This window comes from Candidatus Kirkpatrickella diaphorinae (assembly GCF_025736875.1).
GTDB classification, from domain to species: Bacteria; Pseudomonadota; Alphaproteobacteria; order Acetobacterales; family Acetobacteraceae; genus Sorlinia; species Sorlinia diaphorinae.
This window is the reverse complement of record NZ_CP107052.1, coordinates 1,449,817-1,467,364: the sequence shown is the minus strand read 5'-3', so window position 1 is coordinate 1,467,364 and position 17,548 is coordinate 1,449,817. Positions and strand designations below refer to the sequence as shown.

Annotated in this window: 13 protein-coding genes; 3 read left to right on the top strand and 10 right to left on the bottom strand. The window is 56.7% G+C overall.

Annotated features, from left to right (window positions below):
- The first annotated feature begins 150 nt into the window (after positions 1-150).
- On the top strand, positions 151-1,443 hold the full coding sequence (locus N5W20_RS06480; protein ID WP_319806348.1) for a hemolysin family protein: 1,293 nt from the start codon (positions 151-153) through the stop codon (positions 1,441-1,443).
- Positions 1,444-1,606: 163 nt separating this feature from the next.
- Here N5W20_RS06480 and N5W20_RS06475 read toward each other — a convergent pair whose 3' ends face one another.
- The 5 genes from N5W20_RS06475 to N5W20_RS06455 all read right to left on the bottom strand — a co-directional run bounded on the left by N5W20_RS06475 (position 1,607) and on the right by N5W20_RS06455 (position 10,771).
- Entirely contained in the window at positions 1,607-3,391 is a 1,785-nt protein-coding gene (locus tag N5W20_RS06475) for a GH39 family glycosyl hydrolase (protein WP_319806347.1), read from the bottom strand.
- Positions 3,392-3,508: 117 nt separating this feature from the next.
- Positions 3,509-5,275 (bottom strand): GH39 family glycosyl hydrolase, encoded by a 1,767-nt coding sequence (locus tag N5W20_RS06470; protein ID WP_319806346.1) that lies wholly within the window; start codon positions 5,273-5,275, stop codon positions 3,509-3,511.
- Between the two features lie 452 nt (positions 5,276-5,727).
- A complete protein-coding gene (locus N5W20_RS06465) occupies positions 5,728-7,488 on the bottom strand; it encodes a GH39 family glycosyl hydrolase (RefSeq protein WP_319806345.1) in 1,761 nt (586 codons plus the stop codon).
- 273 nt (positions 7,489-7,761) lie between these two features.
- Positions 7,762-9,618 carry a lytic transglycosylase domain-containing protein gene (locus N5W20_RS06460; RefSeq protein ID WP_319806344.1) on the bottom strand — a complete coding sequence of 619 codons (1,857 nt, stop codon included), beginning with the start codon at positions 9,616-9,618 and terminating at the stop codon, positions 7,762-7,764.
- 301 nt (positions 9,619-9,919) lie between these two features.
- Positions 9,920-10,771 carry a uracil-DNA glycosylase gene (locus tag N5W20_RS06455; protein ID WP_319806343.1) on the bottom strand — a complete coding sequence of 284 codons (852 nt, stop codon included), beginning with the start codon at positions 10,769-10,771 and terminating at the stop codon, positions 9,920-9,922.
- 111 nt (positions 10,772-10,882) lie between these two features.
- Between N5W20_RS06455 and N5W20_RS06450 the strand changes: the two genes are divergently transcribed.
- Both N5W20_RS06450 and N5W20_RS06445 read left to right on the top strand, forming a co-directional pair.
- Positions 10,883-12,706 carry a tetratricopeptide repeat protein gene (locus N5W20_RS06450; RefSeq protein WP_319806342.1) on the top strand — a complete coding sequence of 608 codons (1,824 nt, stop codon included), beginning with the start codon at positions 10,883-10,885 and terminating at the stop codon, positions 12,704-12,706.
- Positions 12,703-13,581, top strand: coding sequence for a 4-(cytidine 5'-diphospho)-2-C-methyl-D-erythritol kinase (locus N5W20_RS06445; RefSeq protein WP_319806341.1), 879 nt, complete (start codon positions 12,703-12,705; stop codon positions 13,579-13,581). The genes N5W20_RS06450 and N5W20_RS06445 overlap by 4 nt, the downstream gene beginning before the upstream one ends.
- Positions 13,582-13,633: 52 nt before the next feature.
- Here the strand turns inward: N5W20_RS06445 and N5W20_RS06440 are convergent, their stop codons facing one another.
- The 5 genes from N5W20_RS06440 to N5W20_RS06420 form a co-directional block, all read right to left on the bottom strand.
- Positions 13,634-14,659: an SDR family oxidoreductase gene (locus N5W20_RS06440; RefSeq protein WP_319806340.1), complete on the bottom strand. Its 1,026-nt coding sequence runs from the start codon at positions 14,657-14,659 to the stop codon at positions 13,634-13,636.
- 15 nt (positions 14,660-14,674) lie between these two features.
- Complete coding sequence (locus N5W20_RS06435; RefSeq protein WP_319806339.1) at positions 14,675-15,253, bottom strand: YqaA family protein; 579 nt, start codon at positions 15,251-15,253, stop codon at positions 14,675-14,677.
- A 30-nt stretch (positions 15,254-15,283) separates the two neighbouring features.
- Positions 15,284-15,451: a response regulator gene (locus N5W20_RS06430; RefSeq protein WP_408869391.1), complete on the bottom strand. Its 168-nt coding sequence runs from the start codon at positions 15,449-15,451 to the stop codon at positions 15,284-15,286.
- A gap of 53 nt (positions 15,452-15,504) precedes the next feature.
- Positions 15,505-16,527, bottom strand: a complete 1,023-nt coding sequence (locus N5W20_RS06425; RefSeq protein WP_319807854.1) for a cysteine synthase A — start codon at positions 16,525-16,527, stop codon at positions 15,505-15,507.
- A gap of 155 nt (positions 16,528-16,682) precedes the next feature.
- On the bottom strand, positions 16,683-17,534 hold the full coding sequence (locus N5W20_RS06420) for a DUF2272 domain-containing protein (RefSeq protein WP_319806338.1): 852 nt from the start codon (positions 17,532-17,534) through the stop codon (positions 16,683-16,685).
- Positions 17,535-17,548 lie beyond the last annotated feature (14 nt).

The window sequence follows — 17,548 nt, the reverse complement described above, 5'->3', positions numbered from 1 at the left end:
GGGCCTGAACGGATGCGGATTAACCCCATCCGAGCGGGTCGGGCTGCATCACAGTGATGGGCGGCATGTCCCGACCCCAGTGAGCTTGACGGATATTGATGGCCGGGCGGGAGTCAGTCCGATGCGTCATTGGGGGCACGACCTGTCATCATGACGACGCCGATCCTGATTATCTGCCTTCTTATCCTCATCAATGCGATTTTCGCGATGGGGGAAATGGCGCTCGTCTCCTCCAAACGGTTGCGCCTCGCTGAAATGGCGAAGGCCAAAGTGCGCGGTGCGGCCCGCGCCCTGCAATTGGCGGATGACCCGCAATCTTTTCTGCCGACCGTTCAGGTGGGTATGACGGTGGTCTCCATTCTCGAAGGTGCTTTCGGCGGGAGTGAGATTGAGCACCATCTCGCCCGGAAAATCGCGCATATCGAGAGCCTGAAAAATTACGCCAATGATATCTCGATTTTCATTGTCGTGCTTATCATCACATTGGGGATGCTGATTTTCGGGGAACTGGTCCCCAAGCAGCTCGCGCTTTACCACCCTGAGCGCTATGCTGCGCGCCTCTCCACCATCCTGTCCGTAACATCAGCCATCATGCGGCCCATCGTCAAGACGTTGAGCGCCGCATCATCGCTCATCATCCGTCTGCTCGGGGCGCGCGGGGCGGAACGAGCCTCCCTGACGGAGGAGGAGTTGCGTGCCGTCCTCGTTGAAGGCGCGCGCGCCGGCGTGCTGGAGGCTGAAGAGCGCGTGATGATCGAGCGGCTTCTGCGCCTCGCGGATCGGCCTGTCCGGGCTATTATGACGCCGCGAAGTGAGTTATTCTGGGTCGATCGCCATTCGAGCCGTGAAGCATTGATCGTCAAATTACGTGACTCGAAATTTACGCGTATCGTCGTGTGTGATGGTGACGTGGACCATCCTGTCGGCATCGTATTAGCGAAAGATCTGATGGATCGCCTGCTGCAAGGCCTGCCGCTTTCCATTGAAGCGGCGCTGAAAACGCCGGTTGTTGTCCCGGACAGTCTCAGCGCGCAGGACATGATCGAACTCATGCGTCAGAACAGCTCGGGGATTGCTTTCGTCCTTGATGAATATGGCTCGTTTGAGGGTGTTGTGACGCCGTCCGACATTTTTGAAGCCATTGTCGGTGATGAGCACCTGGAACAGAATAAGACGAAAAATGAGAAATCCGCCTTATCCGGGGAATATGTGCTGGATGGCTTCATGCCGGCAGATGAGGTGCGGTCGCTACTGGATCTACCTGAACTCCCGGCTCAGGGAAGTTACCACACGCTTGGGGGGCTGATTCTGACCCTCTTGCGGCGTGTGCCTTCGCAGGGGGATAAAATCATTTTCGGGCGATGGATGTTTGAAGTCACGAAAATGGATAAGAGGCGTGTTATTGAAGCGCGCGCCAGCCGTCAGGTGCTTGCCGAAAATTGAGTTGGTAAGGCGTTCTCACGTGGGCGCGGCGAGGGCGGGGTAATGTGACGCCGCGCGCCCCGTTTCACCCCTCGCCCTCGGTGCCCGCATCTTTTATCCTGACGTGATGCGCGACTGAAGGTGTCACGTTTGACCGTGACACCCTCGATCTTTCCTCCAACAATTATTTCTTATGAATCGGCGGCAAAGTGGGGAAGCGATGCCAGTCTCTCAAAGTGATCGTGTAAAGCGTTACCGTGCTTTCCTTCGCATTTCCGTCTTCAATGATGTAGTCATTGCCATCGTACCAATAAGCCAGCTCCTGTGAAACATCTGGCGGCATAACCCCGCTCAGATCGCCGCCTTCATAGAGGCGATGCGCTTTTACCGAATCAACACGCCCGGCCAGATCGTTGATCACCAGATGTACGCCGCCAGCGCTCTGGGCGTAATCGCGGGTCCGGACGGGATAGGGTGACGAGGATGGCAAAGTCGGTGCCCAGGCCTGCTGGGGCACCTCGTTGTTGTTATGCAGGGTGGTTGGATCCTGGCCGCCGAACCAATGCTCCCGTGACCAATCATCAGTGATCTCCGCGAGGCTTCGACCCGTATCGACATAATGCTGATTGTAATAAATATTGCCGACCGGGGGCGTATACATTTGCGGTAGCGACTTGTCGATGCGGTAATTTGCGACGAGGATGTTGATTTTGCCGCTGGACGACCCTGCGAGAATGCTGATGCCCGTGCGCCCCGCATCTGACGTTGAGATTAGCTGCGGCGTATCAAACATTTCATTATATAATTTGAAAGTCTGCGCGACATAGGAGCAGAACGCTTTCGCGTCCGGGATCGCGGGGTTGAATGCATCATTGAATAACCCGAAGGCCCCGCCGTCACCACGATAATAATGGGCATGGTCGACCCGGCACTTATTCATGCCGATTAAAGTGGAGGCGACGAAAGCGGCGTTCTGCGCGCTCTGCACTTTGCTGTACATCAGGTAGGATGCGTAAGGGCTGACATTCCACTCTGAGCAGATACTCTCCACATTGCTGAAGCCATAAGCGTCAAGCGCGGCGGCAACACCGTCAGCCGCGTCCAGGATATTTTGCGGATCGGCTGTCTCGCTCGGGTAAAAATGCCAGGAGAGAAAATCGATCGGGACACTCTTTGCGCGGCAATTAGCAAGGAGCCCGTCAAGGAAGGCGCCTCCGATATTCAGCCCGAACGCAGCCCCCGCGCCTCCGATTTTGGCATCGGGGTCGATCGATTTGATCTTCCGGGCGACCGTCGCATAAAACTCGTAATAGCGCGACACATCATCCGTGTTCCAGAAGAAGGGAAGGTCCGGCTCATTCCAGATTTCCCAATATTTGACCTTACGAGGAAGGCCCGATTTTGAAAGGTCGCTGGAATAACGTTTGACGAGTTCACCGACAAGCTCGGCATAGATTTTGAAGTTGGATGGCAATTCCCACCCGCCATCATTTGAGCGCCCGATGCGGAACATGATTTCGCCGCCAGAGGCGCTGCTGGCCGCGGAATCAATGTTTTCAATCGTTTGCTTGAGGTAATAATCAGTGGGCGCGTAATTTGCATCTTTCTTCGCAAGGCTGGTACTCAGCTTTTTCATGCCTTTCACGGCATTCGGAAAAATGACGCGCGTATTATTGAAATCGGCAATGAAATTTTTTGCGCGGTCCTGTTGATCCTGCGGTACGTTGGGGAGAAGCTGGTTTGTATTTGCGGCTCGATTGGCGTCAAAATATGGCTCAATATCGCAGACGCCGTAAATATCGTGCATCCGGATGTGGATGAAGCCCAATTGTCTGAATTGATCCTGAAGATCGGGAAAACCCGGCATGAAGGAGATGGGTGAACCATTCACGCCATTGACCTGCTTGACCTGCGCGGACGTATTTCCGCTGGCAAGGGGTGTATTGGGGTCAATCTGAATTCTAAACATGTTGGAGATCCTTTATTTTTCTTTTTTTGTCGTGCTTCCGACAATGTCGTGATGGCCTGACCCGCGAGGATATGTAACGGTCGGGCCACCAATTATAAATTTTGATTTGAACAATAACTACCAAATGATAGAATAATGCGTCACCGTATATTGAACAGCTAATGGATCGTAGATTGTTATATTATTGCCATTATATTGCACATTTACGCCCCCATTATTGACCGGGGGAAGCACAGCGCCAAGGTCGCCGCCTTGTACGATGCGGCGGACTTCAAGCCTCGGTGTCGAAGTCGGCAAACCACTGACATTCAGCACGATACCATCATTGACGGCCATCACCGCTGGGGCAGGGGCCGAAACCGGAGCGGGGTGTGAAGCACCCGGATCCTCGCCATCCTCCTCGGTTTCCGGCGCGTCCGGGTGCGCGGCGGTTGATGGCGGCTCGTAATGGGTTTGGCGCAGGATGCTGGGTTTGGACCCGCCAAACCAATGTTCAATGCTCCAATCATCATCGATGGCAAACAGGAGACGGCCGGAATCCACATAATGTTGCTGATTAAGACCGCCGCTTGGCGTTTTTGCGCCCGCAGCCAGCCGCAAATCGGGTGTGAAATTTGATACAAGCACGTTGACGGCATTTGTGCCGCGTCCCGCCAGCACATAAATATCATTGCCGGAGAGTTCCGGGGTCGCCAGAAGTTGCGGCGTGCCGAACATCTGCTTATAAAGCCCGAAAGCCTGCGCGGCATAAGTGCAGAAAGCCTTGCTGGACGGGTCTCTCGGATTGGGGGCGTCATTGAAGAGGCCCAGAAAACCCGCATCGCCCCGATAATAATAGGCTTTATCGACGGCAGATTTGTTCATCGTGATGAAGCTTGCGGTGATATAGGCCGCATTCTCAGCAGATTGAACCGCTGAAGCGGTGATGGCTGAGGAAAGGGGCGTAATATTCCATTCCGTGCAGATACTTTCTGCAGAGGTGAAGCCGGCGCGATCCAGATTCTGTCGTTGCAGGGCGGCGCAGGTCGCGAAACGACGTGGATCCGACGAGTTCTGAGCGTAATAATGCCATGAGAGAAAATCGAGCGGCACGTCATTTGTGCGGCAATAATCCACCAGCCCGCGCGTATAGGGCCCTGAGCCGTCATCCCCATTGGCGACGCCACTTCCGCCCACTTTGGCTGAAGGATCAATCGATTTGATTTTACGCGCGATTTTTTCATACATGGAGTAAAACTTCTTCGGCGTTCCCATCCAGAAAAGGACGAGATCAGGCTCATTCCAGATTTCCCAATAGGCGACTTTGCGCGGTATGCCGGATAGGGAAATATCTGCAGAGTAACGTTGCGCAGCCTGACCCACCAGATCAGCATAAATGTCGAAATTCGCCGGGACCGAGCTGTCGCCTCCGTTTGAGCGTCCGACGCGAAACATCACATTGCGCTCAATATGTCCGGGGTTCAGGCTCTCAATATTCTCCATTGTCTTCCGGATATAATAATCAGTCGGTGCCCAATTGGGCGACGAACTTGCCAGGGACCGACTTGCGACGCGCATTCCGGCATTTGCATGAGGGAATATGGCGCGGTCCTTCGTAATGGCGGCAACGAATGCCGCCGCACGTATTTTTTCCGGTATTGGGACGGCAATCATGAGCTGGGAAGTTATTTGCAGGGGGAAGACAACGTCTTCAATGTCGCCAGGCCCGAAAATATCGTGGAAACGCACATGGCTGATACCGAGCTGATTAAATTGGTCCTGTAAATCAGGGTAGCCCGGCATGAATGAGATCGGCGCGCCATTGACGCCATTAATGTCTTTAACTTGACCGTTTTTACCTTGACCGAACGCAGGTTGATTTGCGTTGATACTGATCTGCTGCATGATATACTCTTTTTCTTATTATTTCAATTGTAACCGAAGTATGCTTCGTCCTCAACAATCGATTCTCGTATTTTCAAACAGTTAGAGGGCAGACAAAGTCTGATTAGGTTTTTATTAAAAGTCATTGCACAATGTTGAGAGATCATACGCAGGTCAAAATTGTTGAAAGAGACGTGTGTCCTCACAGGCGGCGATGCCCACTCGCCACAATTCTTCGGGTGAAGTTTCTGGCTATTTTACGGTTTGTTTCGACGCGGTGCGCCGCCCTGTAAGACGGCGCACCAGGCCGATCCTGACATTCCTGACCGGTTGGTCATCCCGCAGGCAAGGTAGAGTTTCAGATCACCGCAGGATGAACCCGCTTATTTTTATTTAAGCGTACTGTCGCATCAGGACGGTTGCTTCGAAGGATGTGCCTCCGAGTCACGCCCCGCCCAGCATCGCTGTCAACGTTACCAAATGATCGAGTAATGCGAGACCGTATAGTCGGTTGCATTTGGATCGGTGATCGTGATCGTCGTTTCGTTGGTCTTCATGGTCACGCCCTGATTATCGATGACGGGAAGGATCACACCAAGATTACCCTTATCCTTAACCCTTCTGACCTCAAGAACGGGCGTTCTCGTCGGCAGGTTTTTCACGGTGACAACCACGCCGTCACTGGTCGGACTGACATAATGTATTGCAGATAAGGGGGTGACGGGTTCGGTGACGGGTTCGTCTGAGGGGGTCGCTTTGCCCGGGTCATCCGTCGATGTGGATGGTGCGCTATCGGCGCTGTTTCTGCCTTCACCCGCTTTGACCTCACCGAACCAGTGCTCACGGCTCCAATCATCGGTGATCTCATCAAGATCACGCCCTGAATCAACGTAATATTGCTTATTATATTTGTTGCCGGGCGGCGGGGAGGCTGCCGCCGCGAGCGAAACATCCTTTCGGAAATGTGCGACAAGCACATTGACCGCATTTGTGCCGCGCCCCGACAAAACATAGAGATTGTTATTCGAATAATCCGGCGTGGCGAGCAGGTTCGGCGTGCCGAACATCTCCTTATATAATCCGAAAGCCTGCGCCGCGGCGGTGCTGAAACCGCGATATTTGGGGTCGAGATAATTGGGCTCATTGTTGAAAAGGCCGAGAAAACCGGCATCTCCGCGATAATAATAGGCCTTATCGACGCTGCAGCGATTCATGGTGATGAAACTGGCAGCGATGAAAGCCGCGTTTTGCGGTGTCTGAACCTTCGTGGCGTTCGCGACGGAAGCGAAGGGCGTGATGTTCCATTCGGAGCAGATGCTCTCCGCATATTTGAACCCGTATTTATCGAGCAGATTGCGCTGGACCTTCGCGCAGGTTGCGAACTTCAACGGGTCTGTCGTCATATGGGCGTAATAATGCCAGGACAGAAAATCAAGCGGCACATTGTTTTTCTGACAATAGGCGACGAGGCCCTTCGTGTAAGCGCCCGTGCCGTTTTCACCATCGGCAACGCCCGGCCCGCCGACTTTCGCATTCGGATCGATCGATTTGATCTTCCTTGCGATTTTCGCGTACATTTCGTAAAATGCGGTTGAGCCACCTTTCCAGAAAATCAGCAGATCGGGCTCATTCCAGATTTCCCAATACTCGATTTTACGCGGTATCCCGGAGAGTGAGAGATCCGCAGAATAACGCTTCACGGCCTCCCCGACCAGTTCAGCATAAATATCGAGATCCGCCGGTGCATCGGCGCCACCACCATTGGAGCGCCCGATACGAAACATCACATCGCGTTGAATATGTCCCGGATTGAGACTTTCGACATTACGCATCGTTTCGTTAATATAATAATCAGTGGGCGCCCAATTCGGTTCTGAAGCCGCAAGCGTCCTGTCATGTTTGCGCATTCCCTCATTTGCGTGGGGGAAAATGGCGCGATCATTCATGATGTTGGCGATGAAGGCTGCCGCGCGTTTCTTCTCGTTGGAAGGCACGGCCAGAAGTAACTGACTCCCTGTATCCGTGGTGGAAGCGTTGTTTTCGAGGTCGCCCGGGCCGAATATATCGTGAAGCCGGACATGGCTGACGCCGATCTGGTTGAACTGGTCCTGAAGATCGGGAAATCCAGGCATGAAGGAAATCGGCGTGCCATTGACGCCGTTAATGTCTTTAATAAGACCGTTTCTTCCTAATGATTTATCGCTTACATTTGCATCAATAGTTATTTGTTGCATTTATTTCTCTTTTTCTTATTTTTTTATACTCGCATTATACTTTTATTTATAATTCATTTCAACCGTCTAATTCACTTTTTTTTAACTTCTGATGATTTTCCGGTTCTGCTGGTGTCGGCCGCCCGCGCCCCTCATCCATCACCCGATAATGTCCTGACGCCGGAAATGTGAAATTCGGCCTGACACGACCATCTATCTCTGCCGCAAAAAGACGGGCAGCTTCCTCCGTGCAGGCAGGACCCTGTCGGCGATAGGGCGGGATGGGTTGCGATGTTAGTGAAGGGTCGGCGCCGCGTAAGCGAGTTGCTTTTCCTTGGCGAATTCCGGCCAGCGTGCCTGTGCGAGGGCGTTGAGGGACGGCATGGGCAGGTTCATCTTATCGGCGTAGATCCACAGATAGGTTAGAGCGTTGCGCACATAGTTTCGCGTTTCCTTGAAAGGGATGGTCTCAAGAAACAGTAACGGGTCCCGGGCGATGTCATCATTATGGGTATTGTTTTCCCAACGCGCGATGGCGCCCGGCCCGGCATTATATGAGGCCAGTGTGTGCAACAGCTCGCCTCCTTCCGGCGCAGATACGGTGCGGGCGGTCAGGGTGGCGAGATAAGCAAGATATTTCTGCCCGATATCGAGATTGATGGCGGGGTTGCGCAATTGCCCGACCATATCGGAGGGGACTTTGATGATGGCCACACCATTCGCATTCAACGAGGGTTTCGGCCCGACGACAAAGCTCGCTGTCTGGGGTCTGATCTGCATCAACCCGTGCGCGCCGCCGCTTGATGCGGCTTTCGGGTTGAAATTTGATTCGATTTTGGTCAGCGCATAAATCAGCGCCGGGTCCATCCGAAAACCATGTCGCGGCGCGAGATGGGGCATCGGAAAGCCTGGGAGCGCCGCAGGCTGCGCTTCACTCGTGGCAAGGATTGTCGCCACCTGACTCGCGAAACGCTGCAAACCGGCTGCGGAAGCGACAAGTTGCACCGAGTGGCACATTGCGCGGTCATGCTCAATGTCGCGCCACATGCGCCGCAGAACCGCTTCAGCGCGGTCCGTCTCGCCAATCTGCAACAGGGCGAATAACTGACGTCCCTGCGGTGTGGCTTCGACGGCCTGAATATCCACCTCACCCATCACCGGCACGGCGTTGGACATGGCCGCCCGATCCGTGTTGGAGACGATCTGACGGGGGCGTGATGGCGGACGCTGTTTACTCGTTTGACGTGCCAGAATACCGTAAAACGTATCGGGCATGGCGGCGGCACGGCGCAGCCAGGCGCGGGCATTCACGACGTGGCCCAGACGTTTCTCGACGCGCGCGGCCCAATAAGAGGCGCCCGCTTTAACCGTCACCTGTGAAAGGGGGGCATCCGCAGCTTCATTGAAAAGCCGCAGCGCGTCATGATAGCGATTATCCTGCCACGCTGCCAGCCCGGCGACAAAGGCGGCATAGCCCAATTGATTTTTTGAGGCAGCAAACCCGGCTTCCGCGGTCGATAAAGCAAATGCATTTTCGCCTGCGCCCAATGCGCCCAATGCGATCTCCGCATAAAGCTGCGCGCGATAAACGGAACTGATCCATTTGGTGGTGTCGACAATGTGACGCGCCCGCTCAAGCGCTGGCTCCGTTTTTGAGAGGCAGTCGGCAATCGTCCGGTCAAGTGATGCATTGCGCCGCAAAGAGGCGGCGACGGGGTCAGGCTCCGGCAATGCGTCAAACGTGGCTTCCGTATCGGACGGGAGGAGGGGCGAGACAAAATGTTGTAATCTAACCGTGCCAGGCGGGCTGATTTCAATCAGACGTCCCTGGATGGCCTCCGCATCCGCGTAATTGCCATTTGTCGCCAGCCAGAGTTTGAGTTGCGGCGCATTGGGATGAAATGCCGGGTTGAGATAGCGCGCTGCCAGCAGGTCTCCCAGAAGGACCGGGTCATGTGTTGCTTCGCTATATCGGATTGCTGAGGTGAAATCACCCTGCCGTTGGGCCTGGAAGGCCTTGCGCAACGCGGCGGCATCTGCTGCCGAAAGCGGGCGCGGCAACTCATGCCCCGATCCATGAAGACCGGGGAATTGCGGGATGGCGAAGGCGGTTTCTTCGACCTGAGATGGAACTTTGATACCGGTTTGCATCGAGTTTCTGGACGTTTGGGCCCGTAAAGGTGCAACTGAAAAGCCCGCCAGAAATGCGACGCTCAGCACAAAGGCGCGCGCGCTATTACTCGATGCGAAAAGAGAGGTTTCTCGCATAGTGGAGCGGGAAATACGGGCTCACAGAGAAAATTGCAAGTTTAAATTTGTGGCTCAAAAGCCCCAGTCTGAGCATCTAACCGGATTTTCTCATATATACTAGTGCGCCATTCGGTATTAAATATTTATTTCCCAATCGGGATTATGCCATTAATAAATGATGCTTAAGGCGTTAAATTTGCGGCTATTTTCTGCTATCGACAAGCGTGAGGAGATCCCGCCAGAAATCCTGGCGCGCGCGGCTGCTTGTCAAAATCTGCAAAGGGTGGCGCATGGGGAGGAGGGCATAAGTCCGGCCGAGAATATCGATGTCCATCCATTTGCCCCGCACGCTGGTCAGGGGCGTCGATTCGGCCCGGACAAGCTGCAAGGGGGTGGTGCCCATCGTCACGATCTGGCGCGGACAGATCTGATCAATCAGGGCTTGCAGTTCGGCACGCGCCGGACCCATTTCAGCGGGGTTGAGGTGCCGCCCGCCGGGGGGGCGCCAGGGCAAAGCCGGGGCGAGCGAGATCTCGGCGCGTGACAGATTGATGCTGGCCAGCATCTTATCCAGAATTTCCCCTGTCTTGCCGGAAAATACAATGCCACTCCGGTCCTCATCGGCATTGGGCACCTCACCGATCACGAGCAGTGACGCGGAAGGCACGATCAGGGGGGTGACAACGGTCATCGCCGTACGCGCCAGACCTGCCAGAACGGGGTGACGCGTCTCATCTGAAGGCGGCGCTGTCCGTCCGCCGCGCGACGTTGGCGTTTCGTGTCGGGTCGTCGCAGACGTTGATATCGCAGGTTCCGGGCGTGATGTGCGATCCGTGGCCGGCGTGGGGGTGATCGTTGCAGGGGGTTCGTTCGGTGGCGACGGGCTTCCCAGAATGGCGGCGGCAAGAGGGGGTTGCGCGACCGGCTCATCCTGTAACCAACAGGTTACGCCCCAATTTTTGTAAAAATCAAGAAGGGCCCGGATCGCCTCCGGGGAAGGTGGGGGCAGCGCGGCCGCCAGGTGCGGTGCCGTGTCGTGGTCATTTTGCGACATGCGCGTCCTTGCGACTCCCGATTTAAAGCATGGTAACCGCCTCGCGAGACGCCGCGGCGCAGGCGATCGCAGGATTTAAGTTTATCGCATTTCAGTTTAAGATGTCTGCTTATGCAAACCAAGCTTCTTTTCCTGCGGCGGTCTCTGGCGTCTTTTCTCTTCGTCCTGCCGACAGCATGTCACGCAGCGGGACAATCGGCGCTGCCAGGTCACGCGGTCAAGCCCGGCATGTCGCAATCGGGTGCGCTTCTTGGTGCTTTGATTTCGATCCGGCGTCATGATGCCGCGACGGCCAGCAAAGCGCTGATGGACGCGACCCGGACTGGCGCGCCCGAGCCATTGCGGGAGCTGGCCCTGCTCTATGCCCTGATTGACGCAAAGCCGGATGCCGCGCGCGATGTGCAACGAATCGCCATGATGCAGCAAAATACGCCGCTCGCGCATTTTACGCTTGGGACGGAAAATATCGCGCAGGGAGAATGGCCGGACGCGCGTGCTCAATTGATGCCGTTGATGAAAGGGCAACATTCTGTCTTTAATAATCTCGCAGCGAGCCTTGTCGCGCTGACCTGGTATGGCCAGGGTGAGCGCGCCAAATCCGTAACATTATTGCGGGAAGCGGGCCGCAAGCCGGATGACTGGCTGTCACGATTTCTGCTGATGCGCGTGTTGGCGGCGGATAATCCCGCCAACCCGAAGCTCAAGCCCATGTTCCAGGCGGCTGCGCGCCAGATCGACGCGGCACCGACTGTTATTCAGATCTGGTTCATCCAGTTTGAGGCCGCGTGGCAGAATGCCAATAAGCATCGCGACAAGGCGCTCTCATTATTGTCGCGTCTGCGTCAGCGTGACGCTTCCAAGATTTTCGCAGCAGGCTTGACGCCGGAATATCTCATTCTCCGGCCTTCCGGGCAGGAAATGGCGGCCGAGATCCTGATGCTTTATGCCAGCGCCCTGAGTGAGGCGACATCTCTCGCCGCATCCGGCGCGCAAGGCCCGGCAATTGATCCTGAAGCGCTGCAACTTGCAAAGCGCTATCAGAGCGCTGTGCTCGGACGGGCGCTTTACCTTTCTCCGCACTTGACGCTCGCACGGTTGCAGCTCGCCCAATTGCAACGTGACGATGCCCATCTCGGTGATGCGTCAGTAACCCTTTCCGCCGTCCCGCATGATGATCCTTTTTATATCGCGGTGGCCCTTCAGAAGCTTGATCTCGCTCTGCGACGAGAGGATTCGGGCGCCGCACTTAATGAGCTGAAAGACGTCAGCGCCGCCTTCCCGAGAGATGTGGATTTCCTCAGCATGCGGGCCACGCTTGAAATGTCCCTGTCCCAATACGGGAATGCCTTACAGCATTGCAACATGGCGCTTCAACGTATCTCACCGACAGATCGTCGCCAGGGAGAACTACTTTATTGCCGCGGTGCCGCCCAGGAAAAATTGGGTGACCACGATGCGGCAACACGCGATTACAGGCTGGCCCTTGAGCATGACCCGGATAATGCGGGCCTGCTCAATAATGTCGGATATGGCGGCATCCTGCGCCATGAATCGCCGGAGAAATCCCTCGCCCTCGTCCGGCGCGCGCATGAGTTGAACCCGGAAAGTTCTGAAGCAAATGACTCTTATGGCTGGGGGCTGATGATGGTGCATGGCAATGTCGATGCCGCCCTTCCCCTGCTGACAAAGGCCATTGAGAAACACCCGGATGACCCGGAGATCGGCTATCATCTCGGTGTCGCCTATTGGTATCACGGCATGAAAGAGGAAGCACGGACGGAATGGACCCGCGCGCTTGATGCCAAACCGGATGTTGCGACACATGATGCCCTCGATGCGGCTTTAAAAGGCGCGCCACCGCCCTTGGGCACGCGCACCATCGTGCCGCACCATGCCGGGCGGGATCGCCCTCTGTCGAACGCATCACACCCATGAAGCGGGAAAAAGCACACGCTAAAATCAATCTCTACCTGCATATCACAGGCCGCCGGGATGATGGCTATCACCTGCTCGATAGCCTCGCGATATTTGCGGCTTCCGGCGACGCATTGACGGCGACGACCGCCCATTCTCATGATACGCAGCCAGGTGACGTCACGTTGGAAATTGACGGTCCCTTTGCGGATGGTCTGGCAGATTGCGACGATAATCTCATTTTACGAGCCGCGCGCCGCATTGAGCGGTTTCGGCCATCCGGGTCGGCGTCAGCTTTGCATCTGACACTCACGAAAAATCTCCCTGTCGCATCCGGTATTGGGGGCGGGTCCGCAGATGCTGCCGCGGCCCTTCGGATCATGGCGGCGCATTGGGATGTAGACGAAGCCCGGATCCCCGCTATCGCGCGGGAATTAGGGGCGGATGTGCCGGTCTGCCTCGCGCAGCGCCCGGCGCGGATGCGCGGCATCGGGGAAGATCTGTCCGCGGCCCCCGCCATGCCGCCTTTCCATCTCCTCCTGGTCAATCCGGGGATCGCTGTGTCCACCCCGGCGATTTTCACATCCTGGAAGGCCCATCACGGGCGATTCCGCCGGGAGATGGAACTCCCCCCCGCATGGCCGGATCTCGACGCGCTGATTTCATTTCTGAATATAACGACAAATGACCTGCAGGGCCCCGCACAGTCGTATTATCCCATTATTGGCCAGGTCCTGACACTCATCGCGTCATCTCCGGGGTGTCGGATGGCGCGCATGAGTGGTTCCGGCGCGACTTGTTTCGGTATTTTCGCAGACGCTGAGGAAGCCGCGCAGGCATCGCAAAAATGCCGTGCGAAAGGATGGTGGGCGGAGGCTGGCCCCGCCCTGACCTGAACCGCGTCACGCCCTCCACTGCAAGCCAGATCGACCCGTTAGGCTGGCAACGTCATTTTTTGCGGGGAAAGCGCGGGGGCGCGACATATCCAAAAGCGTAAAACAGCGCCAATGTCACGATGGTCCCCAATATATAGCGCAGGCGATGGGTCAGCAGCACAGGCTTGCGCCCGCGTGGGCGAAAAGGTTGGGCCTCATGCGGCCCACGCGCTGCAAAGGCACCCTCAACGCTTTGTTCAAGATTATCTTCGTGAGAGGTTTCGGCAGGGTGATGCGCCTTGCCCAATCCTCTCTGCCGGGCGACGCCGCGACACGCATGAAAAGCGTCGCGAACCTGCGGCAGAAATGTGCTGAGAAATTGTGGGATAATGGAGGAGGCCCCCACCGTCACGTCGCGCTGTCGGCTGAAAATTGCCCGCGTGATCGCATGGGCCGCGACTTCCGGCTCATAAATCGGGCCGATCGGCTTCAATTGATGACCTGACCGGTTACGGCCCCACGTCCAGCGTGGTGTGTTGATCCAGGGGAGGTTGACCATCGTCAGGGTGATGCGGTCGGAGAGAGCTTGTATTTCAGGCCGGACGCAGTCGCAAAACGCATTGAGTCCGGCATGGGCGCCATTATTCGCGCTCTGGAGGGGCAGGCCGCGCAGGCGCGGGGCGAGGCCGATATTGACGATCTGCCCCTCACCACGACGGCGCATGACGCGCAGGGCGGCGCGCGTGCCATTGACGGCGCCGAGATAATTTACCCGCATCACCTGCGCGTAGGCCGCGGCTTCAAGCGACAAGACGGGGCCGGTGGCGGACACGCCGGCTGCATTGATCCAGACCGTGATCGCGCCGAGCTTCTCCTCAACCCGATCGGCCGCCGCCTCCAGTGCCTCGCCATCCGCGACATCAACCGGCATGACGAGGGTCCTGACATTGGAGGGCTTAAGCTCCGTCGCCGCGGCCTTGAGGCGTTTTGCATCGCGCCCCATCAGGGCGATATCAAAACCATATTCTGCCAGCAGGCGGATTGTGGCGCGCCCGATGCCACTTCCCGCTCCGGTGACAACAGCGACTTGTTGCGGCATGGCGAGCCTCCTGCTTCAGAAATAGAAAACGACCGCGGCACCACCGATAATCAGAATGAGCGCCGCGAGAAGGACCAGCGTCAGGCGCTTCTCGATAAAATCCCGGATCGGTGCGCCAAAAAGACGTAATAAACCTGCGACGAGGAAGAAACGACCCCCGCGCGTCACGATACATGCAAGAAGAAATGGCCATATCGGGTAATGCGCCGCCCCGGCTGCGATCGTGATGATTTTAAACGGGATCGGCGTCAGCCCCTTTAAGAGGATGATCGCCATACCATAACGCAGGAATTTCTCCTGCATTGCCAGTAAGCTATGGGTCGCGTGGTAAAATTCCGCAATGGGCAGGGCAACGTAACTGAACAGAAAGGCCCCGATGCACCACCCTAACAAGCCACCAAGGACGCTCCCGACCGTGCACATTGTGGCCAGTCGCCAGGCCTTCAGGGGTTGGGCGAGCACCATCGGGATCAGCAGCACATCGACCGGGATCGGAAAAAATGACGCTTCTGCAAAAGCGACGGCGAACAGCCACCATTTTGCGTTGGGTGCGGCGGAGAGGGCGAGGATTTTCTGATAAAGACGTTGAAGCATGACCTCAATCACGTCAGTTGCGTTGACCTGTCATGGCAGAACTGTCCATTTCTGTCGAGGGCGCAACCAGACCTGACGTGCTTCCACACAGTCACGCGCTGTCGACACGCGGAAATCGTTTCTCTCAAGATACCGCGCCAGTAAGGCGCGGATCTCGCGATCATCATCAACGACGAGGAGGTGGGGGCGCGTGGACATCGTGATGAGGATGGACGGGATGGACGACGAAATCCAAGCGTCGTTACCTATCGTTACATTTCGTCCTTCAGCCATGACGGTATCGGGAGGTCCTTCTGACGCAGAAATGCCGGATTGAAGAGCTTTGACTGATAGCGTGCGCCACCATCGCACAGGATCGTCACGATATTATGGCCCGGGCCCAGTTTCCGCGCCGTGCGGGCCGCGGCGGCGATATTGATGCCCGATGAGCCGCCAAGGCTAAGACCCTCCTGCATCTGCAGCGCGAAAATCAACTCAAGCGCCTCCGCATCAGGGATTTTTTCCGCATCGTCAAATGTGACGCCCTCAAGATTTCCTGTCACGCGGGACTGGCCAATCCCTTCTGTGATGGAACTGCCGGAAGGGGTGAGATCACCGTTTTTGACCCAGCCCGCCAGGCCGGACCCCTCCGGATCTGCGAGGACGATGTGCGGTCGCGGGCGACCTGCCGCGCGTGATGCGTCGGCCAGACCCAATGCGACGCCTGCCAAGGTCCCGCCCGTGCCGCAGGCGCAGGTGAATGCATCAATCCGGCCATCCAGTTGTGACCAGATTTCCGCGGCGGTCGTGCGGCGATGGCCCTCACGATTGGCAATATTGTCAAATTGATTGGCCCAGACCGCGCCGGGTGTCTCCTCCGCAATGCGTCGGGAGACATGGACGTAATTACCCGGATCGCGATAGGGCTTTGCGGGGACAAGACGCAGGTCCGCGCCGATCATCCTTAAAAAATCGATTTTTTCCCGACTCTGTGTCTCGGGCATGACGATGATTGTGCGGTAACCGCGCGCATGGGCGACGAGGGTCAGGCCGATGCCGGTATTGCCCGCTGTCCCCTCCACGATGACACCGCCCGGCTTTAACTGACCACGCGCCTCCGCGTCGGAAATAATCGCCAGCGCGGCCCGATCTTTGACCGAACCACCGGGATTCATGAATTCCGCTTTGCCGTAGATTTTGCAGCCTGTCGCTTCGGAGACGCCGCGCAAAAGGATAAGCGGTGTGCCGCCGATGGCTTCAGACATGGAGTCAGATGTCCGGGGCCAGCCCTTCATATTGAATTTTTCGATCGCTGCGCCCGTTATATCTGACATGCTGCCTTCCATCTTGACGTGACTTCCTCAAATTTATGGGAAGCTGTTGAGATGGGAAGCCGACATCAGGGTTTCAATGCGCGTGGCGTTGAAGCTTCGAAACCTTGGTAGACAGGTTACATCCCGGCATCCGGCTCCTGCTCCGCATCATATCTTACCTGCAGAACAGTCAGCCAGTTATAGCGGCTGTCATAACTCTGCCCGGAGCTGTCCGCCAGCCTTCCGGCGGCGTCTGTCGGGACGTGGGTAAGGGCGACAGCGTCCATGACATTGCCCCCGATCATGCTGATCTGCCGCCCGAAAGGCGCGCCACTCTGACCTGTGCCGACAATGATGCCGCAATGGGACGGGAAATTCCGCGCCGTAGGAAGCATCGCGTATGTAATGTCGCGGCTGCGCCCGCGCCCGACACAGATGAGGTCACCCAATTGAGGCGCATAATCGGAGGGGCGGCGGGCAATCAGGCCCGATGTCTGGCCGGAGACAGCGGCATTGATGTAGGTCGCGTGATTAGGAGAATAGGGGAAGCGGCTATTCGCGCCATCAATCCGCATGACATAGGAGATAAAAGCTGCGGACCACGCGTAATTACCGTCATCCCGCGCCGGAAAGCGCCGCCCTGTGCCATCCTGCTTGCCTGTCCAGCCAACCTGATGCGCGCCGGCATTCTGCCCGATCCACCAATATTCACCGACGCGCTGCCATAATCCCGGCATGCGCTCAGGCTTGAGGCTGGGATCAGCATTATCGGGACGGGATTCCGGGTCATCATCCACGACGGGGCTGCCGAAGAGGCGCCATTCACGCAGGGCGATGGCCACCGCATCCTGCCGGTTGAAGGGCTCATAATTCAGTGTCGCGAAATCCGGCGCGTGATTATAGCTGGACCAGCTTGCCCGGCCATCCGCGTCATACACCACGCCACCTGATGCGCCGGTGGGGCGGGGTGGGGCGCTGCATGCGGACATTATCAACAGGGCGC

What these genes read in the sequence shown, in the direction of transcription:
- N5W20_RS06480 (WP_319806348.1), top strand. Translation starts at nt 151, where the DNA reads ATGACGACGCCGATCCTGATTATCTGCCTTCTTATCCTCATCAATGCG.
- N5W20_RS06475 (WP_319806347.1), bottom strand. Translation starts at nt 3,391, where the DNA reads ATGTTTAGAATTCAGATTGACCCCAATACACCCCTTGCCAGCGGAAAT.
- N5W20_RS06470 (WP_319806346.1), bottom strand. Translation starts at nt 5,275, where the DNA reads ATGCAGCAGATCAGTATCAACGCAAATCAACCTGCGTTCGGTCAAGGT.
- N5W20_RS06465 (WP_319806345.1), bottom strand. Translation starts at nt 7,488, where the DNA reads ATGCAACAAATAACTATTGATGCAAATGTAAGCGATAAATCATTAGGA.
- N5W20_RS06460 (WP_319806344.1), bottom strand. Translation starts at nt 9,618, where the DNA reads ATGCAAACCGGTATCAAAGTTCCATCTCAGGTCGAAGAAACCGCCTTC.
- N5W20_RS06455 (WP_319806343.1), bottom strand. Translation starts at nt 10,771, where the DNA reads ATGTCGCAAAATGACCACGACACGGCACCGCACCTGGCGGCCGCGCTG.
- N5W20_RS06450 (WP_319806342.1), top strand. Translation starts at nt 10,883, where the DNA reads ATGCAAACCAAGCTTCTTTTCCTGCGGCGGTCTCTGGCGTCTTTTCTC.
- N5W20_RS06445 (WP_319806341.1), top strand. Translation starts at nt 12,703, where the DNA reads ATGAAGCGGGAAAAAGCACACGCTAAAATCAATCTCTACCTGCATATC.
- N5W20_RS06440 (WP_319806340.1), bottom strand. Translation starts at nt 14,659, where the DNA reads ATGCCGCAACAAGTCGCTGTTGTCACCGGAGCGGGAAGTGGCATCGGG.
- N5W20_RS06435 (WP_319806339.1), bottom strand. Translation starts at nt 15,253, where the DNA reads ATGCTTCAACGTCTTTATCAGAAAATCCTCGCCCTCTCCGCCGCACCC.
- N5W20_RS06430 (WP_408869391.1), bottom strand. Translation starts at nt 15,451, where the DNA reads ATGTCCACGCGCCCCCACCTCCTCGTCGTTGATGATGATCGCGAGATC.
- N5W20_RS06425 (WP_319807854.1), bottom strand. Translation starts at nt 16,527, where the DNA reads ATGAAGGGCTGGCCCCGGACATCTGACTCCATGTCTGAAGCCATCGGC.
- N5W20_RS06420 (WP_319806338.1), bottom strand. Translation starts at nt 17,534, where the DNA reads ATGTCCGCATGCAGCGCCCCACCCCGCCCCACCGGCGCATCAGGTGGC.